Origin of the sequence: Nocardia sp. NPDC059154 (assembly GCF_042755705.1) — a bacterium.
Taxonomy (GTDB): domain Bacteria; phylum Actinomycetota; class Actinomycetes; order Mycobacteriales; family Mycobacteriaceae; genus Nocardia.
The window spans coordinates 385,814-401,263 of sequence record NZ_JBHZCS010000001.1 but is presented as its reverse complement, the minus strand read 5'-3'; the positions used below and the strand labels follow the sequence as shown (position 1 = coordinate 401,263).

The following is a 15,450-nucleotide window of genomic DNA, read 5'->3' as shown; positions in this document are numbered from 1 at the left end:
TTTTTTGGAGGACCCCAGCCAATCCCCCAGCGGGGCCCACCCCCCCCCCCTTCTCGCCCCTCCCACCCCTCTCCCTTGCCCACCCCCCCCCTCTGGCCCTGCCGACAAACGGGCCCGGCGGGAGACCGGCCGAGCCGCCGCGCTCGATACGGGTACTAATGCCTACCTGACAGCGGCTCGCCACTCGTCGTTCATCGACACCGAGGCCGCCCAGCTGGTCAATCTGACCAGCTGGGCGGTCTTTCGTTGTCTAGATCACATGCCGGTGCTTGCATCGAAGTATGTTCACCGAGGCTCAGCTGTACTCGCCGGTCACGAAGGAGGCCGACGGCGATGTGACAGTGCACTTGAGCGACGAGCATCCGGGTGTGCACGACCCCGTGTACCGAGCCCGCCGCAATGCGATCGCCGCCATGGCGCTGGAGTACCGGCCCGGGGCACAGGTTCCGCACATCGACTACACCGCGGAGGAGCAGCAGGTCTGGCGGATCGTCTCCGCCGAACTGGCGCGCAAGCGGGAAGGCTACGCGTGCGCGGAGGTGATCACCGCCGCCGAGCGCCTCGGGCTGCCCTCGGACCATATTCCACAACTCGACGAGGTGACCGCGAAGCTGATGCCGCTCACCGGATTCCGGTACGCGCCCGCCGCCGGACTGGTGCCGCTGCGGGAGTTCTTCGGCTCGTTCGCCGACCGGATCTTCCACTCCACCCAGTACATTCGCCACCACTCCGCGCCGCTCTACACGCCGGAGCCGGACGCCGTGCACGAAATCCTCGGGCACGCCAATCAATTGGCCAGCCCGCGCTTCGCGGCCGTGTACGAGACGGTCGGCGCGGCGGTGGCCCGGCTGGAGACCCAGCGGGCGCTGAAGTTCCTGGCCGACGTGTTCTGGTTCTCGATGGAGTTCGGGGTGCTGCGCGAGCACGGCGAAGTGCGTTGTTACGGCGCGGGACTGCTGTCCTCGTTCGGGGAGATCGAGGAGTTCCGCCAGGCCGAGCTGCGGCCGCTGGACATTCACGCCATGGGGACCATCACGTACGACATCACCCACTACCAGCCGATTCTGTACTGCGCCGAATCCGTCGGCGAGATCGAGGATGTGATCGGCGGGTTCTTCGAGACCATGACCGATGAGACGGTGGAGCGGCTCACGGCAGTGAAACCGGCCTAGAGCGGCATACCCGCCTCGAGGAAGTCGATGACGCGCATGATCTGTTCCGGGGTGAACGGCGCGTCGCCGATGAACGCGATCATCGCTCCACTGAGCGCACCGGCGAAGGCCCGCACCTCGAAATCCCCTGCGGTACGGCCGGTTCGCCGCGCGATGATCTCGGCGATCAGTTCGATGCTGCGCTCGAACTCCCGGGCCACCGCTCCCCGGAGCTCCGGAATCGAGTAGAGCAATTCCACCCGCTGCTGCTCGAAGGCGAATTCCTCGGGCGACAGGGACGCGAAGGAATCGAGGGTGGCCTGCTTGAACGCGGCCAGCATGGACAGTTCCTTCGGCTGCTTCTCGATGGCCGCGATCATGATCGGGTCCAGATCGTCGGCCAGCGCCACCTGCTCCTTGGAGGGGAAGTACCGGAAGAAGGTGCTGGGCGAGATGTCGGCGGCCGCGGCGATCTGCTCGACCGTGGTCTCGTTGTAGCCCTGCTCGCGGAACAGGCGGAAGGCCTCGGTGCGAATGGTGCGGCGGGTGCGTTCCTTCTTGCGTTCACGCAGGCCGCCCCCGGCCGCGGTCTTCACCGGGGCCGGAGGCGTCGCGGAGGCAGTCTCAGCCGACATGGACCGATTGTCCCGCATCGAGATCGGTGGTCACGACCGGATCCTTGCGGCGGATCACGAAGGCGGCCAGCACCGCGGCTACCGCGCAGATGGCGGTGCACACCCACAGCATGGCGCTCATGCCGTCGACGAAGGCGCTCTGCACGTGGGCCAGCAGGGCCGGGTCGCCGAGCTTGCGGGCCACGCCGACCCCGGCGTTCACGCCGTCGGAGATGGGTGCGCGGTCGAGATCGCCCAGGCCGGAGCGGTACTGGGTGGACAGCACGGTACCGAGGATGGCGACGCCGATGGTGCCGCCCGCCTGCCGCAGCGCCTGCAGCAGCGCGGATCCGGAACCGGCCCGCTCAGGGGTGAGGTCGTCGGTAGCCGCGCCCATGGCCGCGGGCATCACGAAGCCCATCCCGAGGCCGAGCAGCACCAGCGCTGCGGCCGCGAAGCCGTATCCGCTGTCCACGGTGATGAGCGCGCCCATGCCGAGACCGGCTGCGAGCAAGGCGAATCCGGCCACCAGCACGGTGCGGACACCGACCTTCGGCAGCAGCTTGTCCACCACCCGGGAGCCGGCGGCCAGGCCCGCGATGAGCGGCAGCAGGCGCAGGCCGCTGCCGAGCGTGTCGGCTCCCAGCACCGCCTGGAAGTACTGCGGCATGGTGAAGAACAGGCCGAACATCGCGAAGTTCACCAGCACCATGAACACTGTGCCCCAACGGAATCCGGGCTCACCGAAGAGTCCGAGGTCGACCAGTGGGTGCGCGGTGCGACGCTGCCACAGCAGGAATGCTCCGCCCAGGACGACGCCCGCGGCGATGGCGGTCCAGGCCACGGCGTCGCCCCAGCCCTCCTGACCGCAGCGGATGAAACCGTAGGTGATGCCGAGCATTCCGGCCGCGGACAGCAGCGCGCCGGGCAGATCGATGCGGAAAGTGCTCTCGCTCTTGGATTCCGGGACCAGCAGGCCGACGGCGGTCGCGCCGATGATCACCAGCGGCACATTGAGCAGGAAGGCCGAGCCCCACCAGTAGTGCTGCAGCAGCCAGCCGCCCACGATCGGGCCCAGGGGTAGGCCGATGGCGGTCGAGGTGATCCAGATGGTGATGGCCCGCTGCCGTTCGCGCTGCTCGGGGAAGAGGGTGGGCAGCACCGCCATGGACAGCGGCATCATGATCGCCGCGGCCAGGCCGAGGACCACGCGGCCGGCGACGAGCTGGCCGGAGGACGTGGCGAAGGCGCACGTCACCGAGGCCACGCCGAACAGCAGCAGCGCGGCGAGCAGGAACTTCTTGCGCCCGTATCGGTCGCCGAGGGCTCCCGCCGGGAGCATGAAGGCGGCCAGGGCCAGGGTGTAGGCGCTGCTGAACCACTGCAGCGCGGAGGTATCGGCGTGCAGGTCGACCGCGAGGGTGGGCAGGGCGACGGTGAGCACGGTGACGTCGAGGCCGATGGTCAGCATGGCGACCGCCAGGGCTCCCAGCGCCAGCCAGCGGCGCACTCCCTGAGCCTTCATGACAGCTCCAATCATTTGGGATCTTCTCGATAATGAGAGAGTCTCTCATTTCGTAGAGACTGTCAATTCTTGTCGTGTCATGAGTCGGGGGCGGGCCGGGATGGGGTGGATCACCATTCCGCTGTCCGGTACCGGAGTCCCAAATGCTTGTCGCGACATGAGGTCCCCGTGCTGTTACCGTCATGCGGTCCGTTTCTGAGATCGATGACCCCCCAACGGGTCTGGACACGTGAGGCACGAAATGACCGACCAAGCAACCGAATCCGTCGAGACCCCGCTGCACCTGCAGGGCCGTGACGCCGTCATCGCCGCTGCGGCGCCGGAGGATTGGCGTGAAGGCGCGCCCGACTATCACCTGAGCAAGGAAGTCATTCCGGTCGAGCGCACCACCCAGCACGCGCCGGATTCGCTGGAGCACATCGTCGAAGAGCTGGTGAAGGTCTTCGAGATGGAGGTCTCGCACAAGAAGGACCCGGCCACCTGGGTCTCGCTGGTGGCCGAGCACTACCGCGGCCGCGTCAACGGCGGAAACTGGCAGGACGCAGACGAATTCGCGAGTATCGGGTCCTACAACATCCTGATCGGCGAGAACCCCTTCTACGACGCCGCGGGCGAGACCTTCGAGACCTCGCACAAGATCTTCCACACCGCGTTCCCGGGCGGCTTCTTCTGGGAGGTGCTCGAGGTGCTGTCCGGCCCGCCGACCGTCACCTTCAAGTGGCGCCACTGGGGTCGTTACGAGGGCGAGTACAAGGGCCACCAGCCCACCGGCGAACTCATCGAGATGACCGGCGTCACCATCGCCAAGGTCTCCGAGGACCTGCGCATCCTCGAGCTCGAGCACTTCTACGACAACAACAAGCTGCTCGGCCCCCTGGCCCACGGCTGCCCGGTCACCCACACCGCCAACTAGCCGCTCTCCCAGGCCGACACGGTCTCGGCCGCGCCGCGGCACATCACGCGCCGGGGTGACCGGTCGGCTATAGAGTCGGGCGCGATGAGTATCCGCAGGTATTCGCGCCGAACCGTGCACCCGGCCGCTGGTCGGCGGCGCGCCCCCCTTGTCACCGTGGCCCTGGCGGCCGGTCTCACCGTGTTCGCCGGGGTCGCCTTCGGGCCGCTACCGGGTGCGGCGCAGGCCCAACCGTCTGCCACGACAACGCCGTTCACCACGCCCAATACCGACGGCTGCCCGAACAAGACGGCTCCGCCGCCGCCCATCGACACCTCCGAGGCGCCCGAGCCGGGGCAGACGGCGCCGGCGGCGCTGCCGATTCCGAATCCGCCGATCGGGGGTAAGCAGCTCGGCGGGTGCGGCGTCATCCTGCCGTCGGGGGCGGGGCCGCTGCCGGAGGGGATCTCGGCCACCGCCTGGGAGGTGGCGGATCTGGATAACGGGCGGGTCATCGCGGCCAAGGACCCGCACGGGCGCTACCGGCCCGCCTCCACCATCAAGGTGCTGCTGGCGTCGGTGGCGATCCCGGCGCTGGACCTGGACAAGACGGTGATCGGCACCCAGGACGACGCCAATGCCGACGGCACCCGGGTCGGGATCGGACCGGGTGGGCGCTACACCAACAAGCAGCTGTTCCAGGCGCTGATCATGGCGTCGGGCAATGATGCGGCGCATGCCATCTCGACCCAGCTGGGCGGGGACGACGCCACCGTCGCCAAGATGAACACGCTCGCGAAACAGTTGCAGGCGTTGGACACCCGGGCCGCCACGCCCTCGGGTCTGGACGGGCCGGGTATGAGCATCTCGGCCTACGACCTGGCGCTGCTTTTCCGGCACGCGATGACGCTGCCGCTGTTCGCGGAGCTGATCCACACCGAGCAGGTGGACTTCCCCGGCTACCCGGCCGACCCGAAAAACCCTGACGACAAGGATCATCCGGGCTTCCCGGTCGGCAATGACAACCATCTGCTCTTCGAGTACGACGGCGCGATCGGCGGCAAGACCGGCTACACCGACGACGCCCGGCAGACCTTCGTCGCGGCCGCGCAGCGCAATGGCCACCGCTACGTGGTGACGCTGCTCAAGGCGGACGTGCGGCCCTTCCGGCCGTGGGAGCAGGCGGCCAAACTGCTCGACTACGCCTTCGCGCTGCCGGCCGGCGCGACCGTGGGCAGCATGCCCGACGGCAGCTCCGGAGGCGCGAATCCCTCGGTGGCACTGGCGAGTCCGCCCGCCCGGACCGATGCCGAGCCCGCCCCGGCCACGGATTCCGGTTCCAGCTCCGACCACCACGATCTGCGGATCGCCCTGATGGCCGGCGGCGTGATCCTGGTCCTGGTGCTGCTGTTGAGCGCGCGCCGGATGAGCCGCCGCCGCTGAGCGGTCAACGACGGCGCAGCGTCGAAAGCAGCGTCGCCGCAAGGGCTCCCGCGCCGAACCAGGCCGCACCCGCTCCGGCGGAGAGTCCGCCCGCGGTCATCCGGGGGCGGATGATCGCGGGGGCGGGTGGCGGGATCTCGGCGGGCACCTCGTTGTCCGCGGCCGTGGCGGCCCAGGCGGTGGCGAAGAGGATGATCCGCGCGGTGAAGTAGCTGAAGACCATCAGGCCGATGATCGGCCCGAAGACCGCCCCGGCCGGGCCGTTGACCACCGATCGCAGAATGACCGAGGCCAGCTGCTTGAACGCCTCGAAGATGACCGCCGCGATCATGGCCGCGCGGGCGGCACTGCGGAAGGTGACCGGGTGCAGCGGGAGGCGCGCGATGATCCAGACGAACACGGCCCAGTTCGCCACCACCGCCAGCAGCAGCGACGCCACGGTGAGCAGGACCTTCGCCCAGGCCGACTCGTGCACGTGCAGGCGGTCGAGCAGGTGGGTGATCAGGCCGCCGGAGGCCAGCACGGACAGGCCGAGGGAGACGAGGATGGCGAGGAACAGCCCGATCAGCGCCAGCAGGTCGGAGACCTTGGCGAGGAACCAGTTTCGCTTCTTACTGGGCTGATCCCACTGCTCGCTGAGCGCTGCCCGCAGGTTGCCGATCCAGCCCAGCCCGGCGTACGCGCCGGTCACCAGACCGATGGAGCCCACGCCCGTCCGCGACTCCACAGCCCGGTGGACCAGGTCGTTGATCTGGCTGCCCGCGTCGCCCGGAATGTTCTCGACGATCTTGTTCTGAATATCGGTGAGCCACTGCGGATTCCGCGACAGCACGAAGCCGGCCACCGCGAAACCCACCATCAGCAGCGGAAACAGCGACAGCACCGTGAAATAGGTGATGCCCGCGGCGTAGTAGTCGCCGCGCTGACGCTGATAGCGCTCGCCCGCGCGGACCACGTGATCCAGCCAGGGACGACGCTGGATCTGCCGCGCGATCCACGCCTTCACGTTCCCGAACACACCGCCACCTCCGCACACCCGGACGCGCGGCGGCCGGATCAGCGGGCCGGGAAGCCCACCCGGTCGTACACCTGCGCGAGAGTCTTCCCGGCGACCTCCCGCGCCCGCTCGGCCCCCGCGGTGAGGATGCGGTCGAGTTCACCCTGGTCGGACATGTATTCTTGCACCTTCGCGCGCAGCGGCGTGACGAACTCGATGAGCGCGTCGGCGGTGTCCGATTTCAGGTCGCCGTAGCCCTTGCCGGCGTAGTCCTGCTCGAGCGTGACGATCGGAGTGTCGGTCAGCGAGCTGAGGATGACCAGCAGATTGCTGACGCCCGCCTTGGCCTCCGGGTCGTAGCGGATCTCACGCTCGGTGTCGGTGACCGCGGAGCGGATCTTCTTCGCCGAGACCTTGGGATCATCGAGCAGGTTGAGCAGGCCCGCGTCGCTGTTGGCCGACTTGCTCATCTTCGCGGTCGGATCCTGCAGGTCGTAGATCTTGGCGGTGCCGGTCACGATGTGCGGCTCGGGCACCACGAAGGTCTTCTTGTAGCGAGTGTTGAAGCGCTGCGCCAGGTTTCGGGTCAGCTCCAGGTGCTGGCGCTGGTCCTCGCCGACCGGCACCAGCTGGGCGCGGTAGAGCAGGATGTCGGCGGCCATCAGCACCGGGTAGGTGAACAGACCGACGGTCGCATTGTCCGCGCCCTGCTTGACCGACTTGTCCTTGAACTGGGTCATCCGGCTCGCCTCGCCGAACCCCGTGATGCAGTTCAGCACCCACGCCAGCTCGGCATGCTCGGGCACCTGGGACTGCACGAACAATGTGGACTTCTTGGGGTCCAGCCCCAGCGCCAGCAGCTGCGCGGCCGAGATCTTGACCCGCATACGCAGCTGCTTCGGGTCCTGCGGCACCGTGATGGCGTGCAGGTCCGGAATGAAATAGAAGGCGTCGTAGTCGTCCTGCAACCGCACCCAATACTGCAGCGCGCCAAGGTAGTTGCCGAGGTGGAAGGAATCGCTGGTGGGCTGGATTCCGGACAGGACCCGCTGCTTACGCTCAGCGGCGGCTTCAGGACTCGACATGCCCTGATCTTCGCATGTCGGCTAGGCCGTATTTCGGGCCACCCAATTGCGCGGATCGACCCCCGGCATGCTGGGCCGGCCGGAGCCGATCAGGCGCTGTTCGCGGCGGGTGGCGAGCTTGTAGAGGGGGTAGCTGGGGCCGGTCATCGGGGCGGTCAGGGGGTTGCCGACCAGAGGTGGGGAGAGATGGGCGGTGCGGACGGCTCGGGCCAGGCCGTGAAAGGCGATGTGTTCGCGGAGGCCCCAGTCGAGGTCGTACATGTCGCGGACGCGTTCGGGGAGGCTGCCCTGGACCAGGAGGGAGAAGCCGGTGAGGGCCTGCTGGATAGGGGCCGGCAGGGGGTGGGCGACGCGCTGGCCCATGAGGTAGGAGCCGACCAGTTTGGCCTCCTCGGTGAGGTGGGGCTCGTCGGAGGCCAGGTATCCGTCGAAGTAGTCGCGGAATTCGCGGTAGGTGCAGGGGGCGGCGCTGCGGGGCATGCCGAACAGTTCGCCCCAGCGCACGTAGTCCTGGTACAGCCCTTCGCGTTCGGTCGGGGTGAGGCGGCGGACCAGCAGATCGTGCATGACCTCGGCGGAATCGAAGGTGAAGGCCATGGTCATGAACATCAGATGCGGGTCGGCCGCGGAGTAGTGGGTGCCGGCCGGGTTGGCCGCGCCCGCGTCCTCGGGCAGCACGCCGTCGACCGGGGCGTGCCGTTTACGGGTGAAAGCCCGTGCGCGATCGGCCTCTTCGCGGGTGCCCAGGGAGACGGCCTCGAACAGGCGGCCGGTGAGGGCGAGCCGGGTGTAGGGCGTGGTCCGATGCTGGGTGTTCTCGGCGGTTCCGACATAGAGCAGCGGATGCACCGCGCCGATCACCAGCGCCCGCTGGCCGTAGGTGAGTCCGACCGCGCGCTTGCGCATGACCCTGCGGATCATCGAGTCGTCGGAGAAGTAGCCGCTCTGAGCCGCGCGTGCAGGCATCGTTGCCTCCCGGTGGGTGTGATGCGGGCCATCACATCTGGCAATAGAGTCCCCCAGATTCCAAATTCTGGCAAGACCTTCTGCCAGAATCGCGGCCGTGCCAGAATCGGTTCGTGACCGGGCACCGGACCTACGGCGGCATCTCCGCGGACGAACGCCGCACCCAGCGCCGCACCGCCCTGCTCGACGCCGCCCTCGACATCCTCGGCACCCACGGCATCGACAAGCTCACCGTCTCCGCCCTCTGCACCGGCGCGGGCCTCAACGAGCGCTACTACTACGAGAACTTCGACAACCGCGACGCCGTGCTGTCGGCACTGTTCGACACCATCGCCGAGGAGCTGGCCGGCGCCCTGCTCGCCGCACTGCACACCGCCCCCGACGACCCGCGCTCCAAGGCGCACGCCGCCATCACCGCGGGCATCCACGTCCTCACCGACGATCCACGCAAGGCCCGGGTGGCCCTGGTGGTCAGCTCCGCCACCCCCGAATTACGCACCCGCACAACGCACACCATCAAGGCGTTCGCGAATATCGTGGCGGCCGAGGGCATCGACTTCTACGGCCTCACCGAGGGCGACCCCCTGCCCGTGATCGGTTTCCGCGCCACCTACCTGGTCGGCGGCCTGGTCCAGACCCTCACGGCCTGGCTCCAGGGCGACCTCCCCATGACCCGCGACGAACTCATCGACTTCACCACCGACGTTTTCGTGCTGCTGGGCGAGGATCTGGCTCGGCAGATCCGTCGCTGAGCCGCGCGCTCTCCCAGCCGCCGGAATCGTAGCCCCGCAGGGGAATCCGGGTCAGCGCACGATGGCGATCACGGCGGATGCGCCCGGCTCGTCCTCGGTGGATTCGACGTAGCAGTGGGCGTCGCCGACGGCGAAGGACACCTGCGATCCGGCCTTGTCCGGAATCGATTGCGTCCAGCGGACGGCGCTGGTGTGCGCGTCGATCGCGCGGAGGGTGCGGTCGGCCAGCAGGTAGAAGGCCCCCGCGCTCGGGTATCCGCCGACATCGGCCGCGGCGCCCTGATCGGCGATGGAGATACTCCACAGCTTGGCCGCCTCGCCGCCGGGAGTCATGGCATGCAGCCGCTCGCCGTCACACAGGTAGTAGGCGTCGCCGGACCCGAAGACGACGCCGGCCGTGTAGGGCAGGGCGGGCGTGGTCCACAGCGCCGCACCGGTTTTCGGGTCCAGGCCGGAGACGATATGGGCGCCGTCGGTGGCCAGCACGGCGCCCTGGACCAGGCCGGTGGCGATGGTGCTGGCCGCGACCGCCGAGTCGCCCGCGCGGGACCAGGCGGCCGCACCGGTCCCGAGGTCGAGGGCGACGAGATCGCCGCCGGTGCCGGGACTCTGGTTGTAGAGGAGCGAACCGCTGTCGGGCACCGACAGCGCCTCGGCGTCGCAGGGCACCCGCCAGCGGACGGCCTTGCTCGTCATGTCCACGGCCCACGCCTCGCGCCCGCCCTTGTCGCGATCGGAGGCGATCAGATAGAGCACCCCGTCCCGCACACCGAAGACTCCGCCGAGCACGACCCCCTCGGGTGCGTCGAAGGACCAATTCCGTTTCCCCGACGCCAGATCCACGGCCACGGCCCGATCCCCGGCGGCATCGGGTTCGGCCCCGCAGACCACGAGGGCGTTGCTCCAGACGCAGGAATGACGGCCGATCCCCGGCGTCGCGATCGGGAACCGCCACAACTCGCGTCCGCTCCGGGCCTCGAGCCCCGTGAGCACGGCGGCGTTCTCCACCACTACCGTGCCGGCACCGTATCGCAGTCCCCGTACCCCGCCGTCGACCTGGTATTCCCAGGCGATGCTCCCGGACGCCGCGGTCCCCGCCACCCGCCGCGGCGCGGCGCACGCGGCCGCCACCCCGGCGAAGGCGAGAATCGCCCCGTCCCGCAACACTTTTCGACGACTGATCACAACCGGACCCCACTCGCTCGACACACTGTCAGCGACTATAGGGGGAACCGCCCTCGCCCGAATACAAAACCGCCCGGCCTTTTCCAATGGATCGGGTCCACGGGATCGGGCCGGGCGGTCAGCGCATCCGGGCTAGCTCGCGGCGCCGGTCTTCGGGTCGAGCTGCAGGGCCGGCTGCGCGGCGGCCTTGAAATCGAACATGGCGTCGAGGGTGCTGGCCTTCTCGTCGAACGAGTCGTCGCCGATGCGGCCGGTCTTCCAGTTGTCCTCGATGAACTTCAGGACCGAGGCCTGGTCGGTCACGCCGTGGTCGACGAAGTTGGCCTTCGAGTAGGGCGAGACGACCAGCAGCGGCACGCGCTGGCCGTAGCCGCAACGGCCCTGGTACTTGGCCGGACTCGCCTTGGCGTCACCGCAGACGCCGGGGCCGCTGTAGCCGTCCTGCTCGGAGGCGGAGTTCATGACCAGCTTGGGCGCCGTGTGGTCGTACCAGCCGTCGGAGTCGTCGTAGGCGATGACGACCGCGGTGTCCTTCCAATCCGGCAGCTTCTGCAGGTGGTTGATGGTCTCCACCAGGAACTGCTGTTCGTCCAGCGGATCGGAGTAGGCGGCGTGGCCGTCCTGGTAGCCGGCGGCCTTCAGGTAGCTGACGGCGGGCAGGTTGCCCTTGTCGGCGGCGGCCCAGAAGTCGGTCAGGTCGTACTGGTGGTTGGCCTGATCGTCGTGGCCGATCTTGTCGACCGACGTCGGCGGCAGGTGGTGCGGGTTGGCCGTCGACGCGAAGTACTGGAACGGCTCGTGGTGCGGGATGTAGTCGCCCTTGGTGTCCCAGGCCTTGTCACCGGTCTTGCCGGTACCGCCCAGTGCCACACCGACATTGTGGGTGGCGCCGCAAACGGCCTTGCCGTCCTTGGCGTCGGTGGGCTTGAAGCCGCCCTGGAAGAAGCCCCAGCTGACGCCCTTCTTGTTGAGCAGGTCGCCGATGGTGGTGCCGCTCATCTGGACGGTGTCGCGGTTGGAGCAGTCGTCGCCGTAGGGCTGCGGGTCGCCGACCACGGTGCCCTGGCCGTTGCCGGCGTTCTCCAGCACGGTGTCGGCGGGGAAGGGCTGGCCCGGCTTGGGCGGCTCCATCTTGGTGACGCCGTGGGTCTGGCCCGCGACCAGGTTCAGCGCGCCCACGGTGGACGGGCCGAAGGTGGAGGTCCAGGAGTTGTCGCTCATGGCGTAGTGCTGCGCGTAATTCCACAGCGCGGTCACCGAATTGCCGTCGTAGTAACCCATGACCAAGCCCTGCGGGCCGTAGGTCGGCGGCTTGCAGGCGCTGCCCTCGGACACATTGGTGTGCTCGACGAACTGGTCCATCTTGCCGCCGTTGAGGGCGAGCTGCTCGTCCTTGTACTCGTGGTCCTGGTCGCAGGTGATCTGCTGGTTCGGACCGCCGAGGCGCACGGGCTGCGCCTTGTTGGGGTTCTTGGTGAGCAGATCCGGCGTGAGGCCGTCCACCTTCGGCGTGTTCGGCTGCGCGGTGAACGTGGTGCCGTCGGTGTTGGCCGGGTTCGGGTAGGTGCCGAAGTAGTGATCGAAGGAGACGTTCTCCTGGAAGATCACCACCACGTGCTTGATGGGCGTCGCGGTGTCGGTGTCCGGAGCCGCCTGGTCGGACGACGACGAACACGAGGTGGCGCTCAGCGCGACCAGCGCGGCGAACGCGGCGGCGGCGCGGCTTCGTTTGCCGAAGCGACGGCCATGGGCGACCGCCAGGCTTGGGCGACGGCCATGGGCGACCGCCAGGCTTGGGCGGCGGCGTGCCGAGGCAGGCATGGAACCCTCCAGGTCTATCCGGATCGCGTCAGGCCGCGATCGCATAGCGGAACCATTGCAGCGTCCAGGACAGTTTTGTTCGACCGCAGGTTAACTGGAGTGGAAGGTCCGGTGAATCAAGAATTTTCGGTTTCGGGGTCGAGAGCCAGGGGTATCACCGGTAATCCCGGTGGCGTGGCGTCCTGCAGGACCACCCGGAAGGGGATGCCGCGGGCCGCCCAGATGGTCGCGCAGTCGGCCATGGCCTCGGCGAACCAGTCGCGCTCGTCCGGCTGCCGGTCGAGCATGAGCGCGGCATTGCGGATCACCACCACGTATCCCTGTGCGGCTCCGACGAATTCGTCGAGGTCGCGGAGACATTCGTCGAAGGCGTCCTTGTTCTCCCCGAAGTAGTAGGGGAATTGGAAGGCGGCGGCGAACTCGTCGAAAACCTCGGTGACCGTGCGCATCTTGCGGCCGCGCAGTTCCCGGGCGACGTAGTCGTCCGGAATCCGGTAACGGACGCCGGAGAATTCGGCCGCGCCGATGGGCAGCACCCCGAGCACCGGAGCGGGGGCCCGTCGCTCGGCGACATCTTCGGCGGTAGCGGAGAGGAACTGCGACAGCGGCATCGGTTCGGTCATTCAGCGCATCCTCGTGAAGGTTTTGTAGTGGTCCCCCGTGTAATAGGCCGAACCGTCGCTGCCGGTGATGATGCGCTCGGCGTCGCGGGTCTGGCCGGGCTGCTTGGGATTCACATCCCATTCCTGATAGCTGATCGCCTTGCCGGAGGCGTCCTTGCGGGGCAGGCTACCGTCCCGGTTGTTCCAGGTGTCGCCGCCGTGGGTGCCGGGCGCGTTGGCGGAGCCCGGCCAGCGCCCGGCGTCGATCTCGACCAGGGTCTTGTACGCCTGATCGGGCACGCCGGCCACCTTGGAAGGCGGGGCCGCTTGATCGGCCACGCCGGGAGCCGGTGTGACACCACCCGGCTTTGCGGTCGTCTTGACCACCGATGTGACAACGGGTTTGGCGCTGCCGGTGCTGTTCGGATGGTCGGTATTGATCCGGTTGGTGACGATAGCGGCGATCAGCGCGAGCACGGCCACGCCCAGCGTCAGCCAGGCGCTCTGCTGCTTGGACAGCTTCTTCACCGGATCGACTCGGTTCCGCAAACCAGAGAATCCCTGTTGACCAGGCAAGAAGCCGTACTGCCGACCTGTTTGCGTACCTTACTGGTTGCTCGGCTATCCGTCATGACTGACGAATCTACGTCACCACCCGGCAGTCGGAGCACCGCCGGAACCGTGTGTGATGGAGAGGATCGGACAGCGGCCGTGGCGATCACCGACCTGGATGTTTCCGCCTTGAATAGGTGGCCACGCGCCCAGAGGTTCGCGGCAACCTCAGTGGGACCGCGTTTCGAGCGCTCGGCGGATCAGCCGCCGGGCTGGCTCACCGGTCACCGACTGGTTGACCAGAACATCGAACGTCCGGTGATACACCTTGATTTCTCGCGGTTGAGTGATCGATAGCTCAGCCGTAATCCCTTCCACCAACACCTTTTTGGAATCGAACATCACGAAACCTGTTGTGGCGGTTTCGAACGGTGCAGTGCGGGGGACGATCCCCAACGTCACCCGGGGCATCCCCTGGACGGCCAGCAAGCGGTCCATCTGGCCAGCCATGACCTGATCATCACCAACCGTGGTGTACAACGCTTGCTCAGCGATGACGAAATGAAACAAGTGGTCTCGCTGATACAACACCTGCTGGCGCTCCATACGCTTGGACACGCCTTGGTCCAGATCATTCGGTATCTGCTGGAACTCGATCACTTTCCGCAGGATGCCTGCGGCGTAGTCGGCGGTTTGCAGCAACCCGGGAACAAGCACCGGTTCATACCAGCGGAGGATCCGAGCCTCCGACTCCCACTTGATGGACGCTTGCTGGCGTCGCCGGGTCCCGGTGCTCAGCACCTTCCGCCACTCCAGGTACGCCGTATCGATGTTCTGCCGGGTCGCGACCAAGTCCGAGAGCTGATCCTCAGCACCGCACGCCCGGCAATACGCTTCCAGGTCCTCACGCGAAGGCTTGACCTTGCCGTACTCGATCTTGGAAACCTTGCTCGGGTCCCATCGGCTACGCCGAGCAAGCTCAGCACCGCTGATACCCGCATGAAAACGAATCTCCCGAAGCCGTGCCCCGAGAGATTCGCGCTGTTGGTGAATCGATTCAGTCACTGGCGGTGGTACTCCATGTACGGGGTACCCAGCAACCAGAACCGTTGTTTGAGTTGATTGCAGTACTCGGCAATATGCGGATCGGTGGTAACTGCTCCCGACCAGCCTCCGCTCTGCCCGAACGCAGAGAAGATCACCAGCTCGTCATCGAACAGCCAGAAGTCGTCCGGGGGTACTTCCTCCCCCGCCAGATGCCGGGGCAGATACCGGATGTCTTCCCCGGCCCTGACGTTCAGCTCAGCAACCGCGAGGGCGAACCTCGTGTAGTCGGTGTGAGGTTCGGTGACGATACGGACCCGGGTAACCGCTACGCCACGGCCGGTCGTTTCCTGCACAAGGTCAGTCCACGACTGAAACCACGCGTAATCGTCGGGCTCCCCTGCAAGGAAACGCCTCAACGGTTCGTGCTCGTACGGTTCAGCGTAGGAGTCGAGTACCTCGAGGTGGAACGCTTCCCGTTTGCAGGACCGAAGCAAGTCCGGGAAACCCTCATCTGGCACTAGCCGCACCGTAGAACGTCCTTTCACACCTAGGAACCAGGACCACAGTCCCGTCATCGGCAATGTCCAACTGCCCCAACGTCTCTGCGTCCGTGACCGGGGCCCCTTGGAGAGTGAACGTTCCCCGGCCGGTGTCGGTCAAGGTCGCACCGATGAACGTACCCCGCTCCAAGAACCCGAGCAGCAGGTGAGGCAACTCGACGGTACCGACACGGTCGGTCTTCCACGCTTGGACCACGTAACCGCGCTGGTCATCCACCAGCAGGGAAGGGCATCCGTTGTTGGTGCTTCCGCCCTTGC

At 67.4% G+C, this 15,450-nt stretch carries 15 protein-coding genes; 4 read left to right on the top strand and 11 right to left on the bottom strand.

Features of this window, described 5'->3' with window-relative positions:
- Positions 1–281 precede the first annotated feature (281 nt).
- Complete coding sequence (locus tag ACFXN1_RS01585; RefSeq protein WP_379435585.1) at positions 282–1,172, top strand: phenylalanine 4-monooxygenase; 891 nt, start codon at positions 282–284, stop codon at positions 1,170–1,172.
- On the opposite strand, the gene ACFXN1_RS01580 is transcribed toward ACFXN1_RS01585, so the two are convergent.
- Positions 1,169–1,786 carry a TetR family transcriptional regulator gene (locus ACFXN1_RS01580; RefSeq protein WP_379394843.1) on the bottom strand — a complete coding sequence of 206 codons (618 nt, stop codon included), beginning with the start codon at positions 1,784–1,786 and terminating at the stop codon, positions 1,169–1,171. The genes ACFXN1_RS01585 and ACFXN1_RS01580 overlap by 4 nt on opposite strands.
- Positions 1,776–3,290 carry an MFS transporter gene (locus ACFXN1_RS01575; RefSeq protein WP_379435587.1) on the bottom strand — a complete coding sequence of 505 codons (1,515 nt, stop codon included), beginning with the start codon at positions 3,288–3,290 and terminating at the stop codon, positions 1,776–1,778. Before ACFXN1_RS01575 ends, ACFXN1_RS01580 begins: the two co-directional genes overlap by 11 nt.
- A gap of 241 nt (positions 3,291–3,531) precedes the next feature.
- Here ACFXN1_RS01575 and ACFXN1_RS01570 point away from each other — a divergent pair, with 241 nt between their 5' ends.
- Entirely contained in the window at positions 3,532–4,203 is a 672-nt protein-coding gene (locus ACFXN1_RS01570) for a SnoaL-like polyketide cyclase (RefSeq protein ID WP_379381898.1), read from the top strand.
- Between the two features lie 84 nt (positions 4,204–4,287).
- Positions 4,288–5,625, top strand: a complete 1,338-nt coding sequence (locus ACFXN1_RS01565; protein ID WP_379435588.1) for a D-alanyl-D-alanine carboxypeptidase family protein — start codon at positions 4,288–4,290, stop codon at positions 5,623–5,625.
- A 4-nt stretch (positions 5,626–5,629) separates the two neighbouring features.
- On the opposite strand, the gene yhjD is transcribed toward ACFXN1_RS01565, so the two are convergent.
- From yhjD to ACFXN1_RS01550, 3 genes are read right to left on the bottom strand one after another with little or no spacing between them, the layout of a single operon-like run.
- Entirely contained in the window at positions 5,630–6,643 is a 1,014-nt protein-coding gene (gene yhjD / locus ACFXN1_RS01560) for an inner membrane protein YhjD (RefSeq protein ID WP_379435590.1), read from the bottom strand.
- A 38-nt stretch (positions 6,644–6,681) separates the two neighbouring features.
- Entirely contained in the window at positions 6,682–7,707 is a 1,026-nt protein-coding gene (trpS, locus tag ACFXN1_RS01555; RefSeq protein ID WP_379435591.1) for a tryptophan--tRNA ligase, read from the bottom strand.
- 21 nt (positions 7,708–7,728) lie between these two features.
- Entirely contained in the window at positions 7,729–8,673 is a 945-nt protein-coding gene (locus ACFXN1_RS01550) for an oxygenase MpaB family protein (protein ID WP_379435593.1), read from the bottom strand.
- 113 nt (positions 8,674–8,786) lie between these two features.
- On the opposite strand from ACFXN1_RS01550, the gene ACFXN1_RS01545 reads away from it, so the two are divergent.
- A complete protein-coding gene (locus ACFXN1_RS01545) occupies positions 8,787–9,425 on the top strand; it encodes a TetR/AcrR family transcriptional regulator (RefSeq protein WP_379435594.1) in 639 nt (212 codons plus the stop codon).
- 51 nt (positions 9,426–9,476) lie between these two features.
- Here ACFXN1_RS01545 and ACFXN1_RS01540 read toward each other — a convergent pair whose 3' ends face one another.
- From ACFXN1_RS01540 to ACFXN1_RS01515, 6 genes are all read right to left on the bottom strand, one after another.
- Positions 9,477–10,610, bottom strand: coding sequence for a PQQ-binding-like beta-propeller repeat protein (locus ACFXN1_RS01540; protein WP_379435596.1), 1,134 nt, complete (start codon positions 10,608–10,610; stop codon positions 9,477–9,479).
- 132 nt (positions 10,611–10,742) lie between these two features.
- Positions 10,743–12,431 carry a phospholipase C gene (locus ACFXN1_RS01535; protein ID WP_379435597.1) on the bottom strand — a complete coding sequence of 563 codons (1,689 nt, stop codon included), beginning with the start codon at positions 12,429–12,431 and terminating at the stop codon, positions 10,743–10,745.
- A 116-nt stretch (positions 12,432–12,547) separates the two neighbouring features.
- A complete protein-coding gene (locus tag ACFXN1_RS01530; RefSeq protein WP_379435599.1) occupies positions 12,548–13,054 on the bottom strand; it encodes a barstar family protein in 507 nt (168 codons plus the stop codon).
- A complete protein-coding gene (locus ACFXN1_RS01525; RefSeq protein ID WP_379435600.1) occupies positions 13,055–13,582 on the bottom strand; it encodes a ribonuclease domain-containing protein in 528 nt (175 codons plus the stop codon).
- A gap of 231 nt (positions 13,583–13,813) precedes the next feature.
- Positions 13,814–14,650 (bottom strand): helix-turn-helix domain-containing protein, encoded by an 837-nt coding sequence (locus ACFXN1_RS01520; RefSeq protein ID WP_379394819.1) that lies wholly within the window; start codon positions 14,648–14,650, stop codon positions 13,814–13,816.
- Complete coding sequence (locus ACFXN1_RS01515) at positions 14,647–15,150, bottom strand: DUF6879 family protein (protein ID WP_379435602.1); 504 nt, start codon at positions 15,148–15,150, stop codon at positions 14,647–14,649. Before ACFXN1_RS01515 ends, ACFXN1_RS01520 begins: the two co-directional genes overlap by 4 nt.
- Positions 15,151–15,450 lie beyond the last annotated feature (300 nt).

What these genes read in the sequence shown, in the direction of transcription:
- ACFXN1_RS01565 (WP_379435588.1), top strand. Translation starts at nt 4,288, where the DNA reads ATGAGTATCCGCAGGTATTCGCGCCGAACCGTGCACCCGGCCGCTGGT.
- ACFXN1_RS01530 (WP_379435599.1), bottom strand. Translation starts at nt 13,054, where the DNA reads ATGACCGAACCGATGCCGCTGTCGCAGTTCCTCTCCGCTACCGCCGAA.
- ACFXN1_RS01580 (WP_379394843.1), bottom strand. Translation starts at nt 1,786, where the DNA reads ATGTCGGCTGAGACTGCCTCCGCGACGCCTCCGGCCCCGGTGAAGACC.
- ACFXN1_RS01550 (WP_379435593.1), bottom strand. Translation starts at nt 8,673, where the DNA reads ATGCCTGCACGCGCGGCTCAGAGCGGCTACTTCTCCGACGACTCGATG.
- trpS (WP_379435591.1), bottom strand. Translation starts at nt 7,707, where the DNA reads ATGTCGAGTCCTGAAGCCGCCGCTGAGCGTAAGCAGCGGGTCCTGTCC.
- ACFXN1_RS01570 (WP_379381898.1), top strand. Translation starts at nt 3,532, where the DNA reads ATGACCGACCAAGCAACCGAATCCGTCGAGACCCCGCTGCACCTGCAG.
- ACFXN1_RS01585 (WP_379435585.1), top strand. Translation starts at nt 282, where the DNA reads ATGTTCACCGAGGCTCAGCTGTACTCGCCGGTCACGAAGGAGGCCGAC.
- ACFXN1_RS01575 (WP_379435587.1), bottom strand. Translation starts at nt 3,290, where the DNA reads ATGAAGGCTCAGGGAGTGCGCCGCTGGCTGGCGCTGGGAGCCCTGGCG.
- ACFXN1_RS01535 (WP_379435597.1), bottom strand. Translation starts at nt 12,431, where the DNA reads ATGCCTGCCTCGGCACGCCGCCGCCCAAGCCTGGCGGTCGCCCATGGC.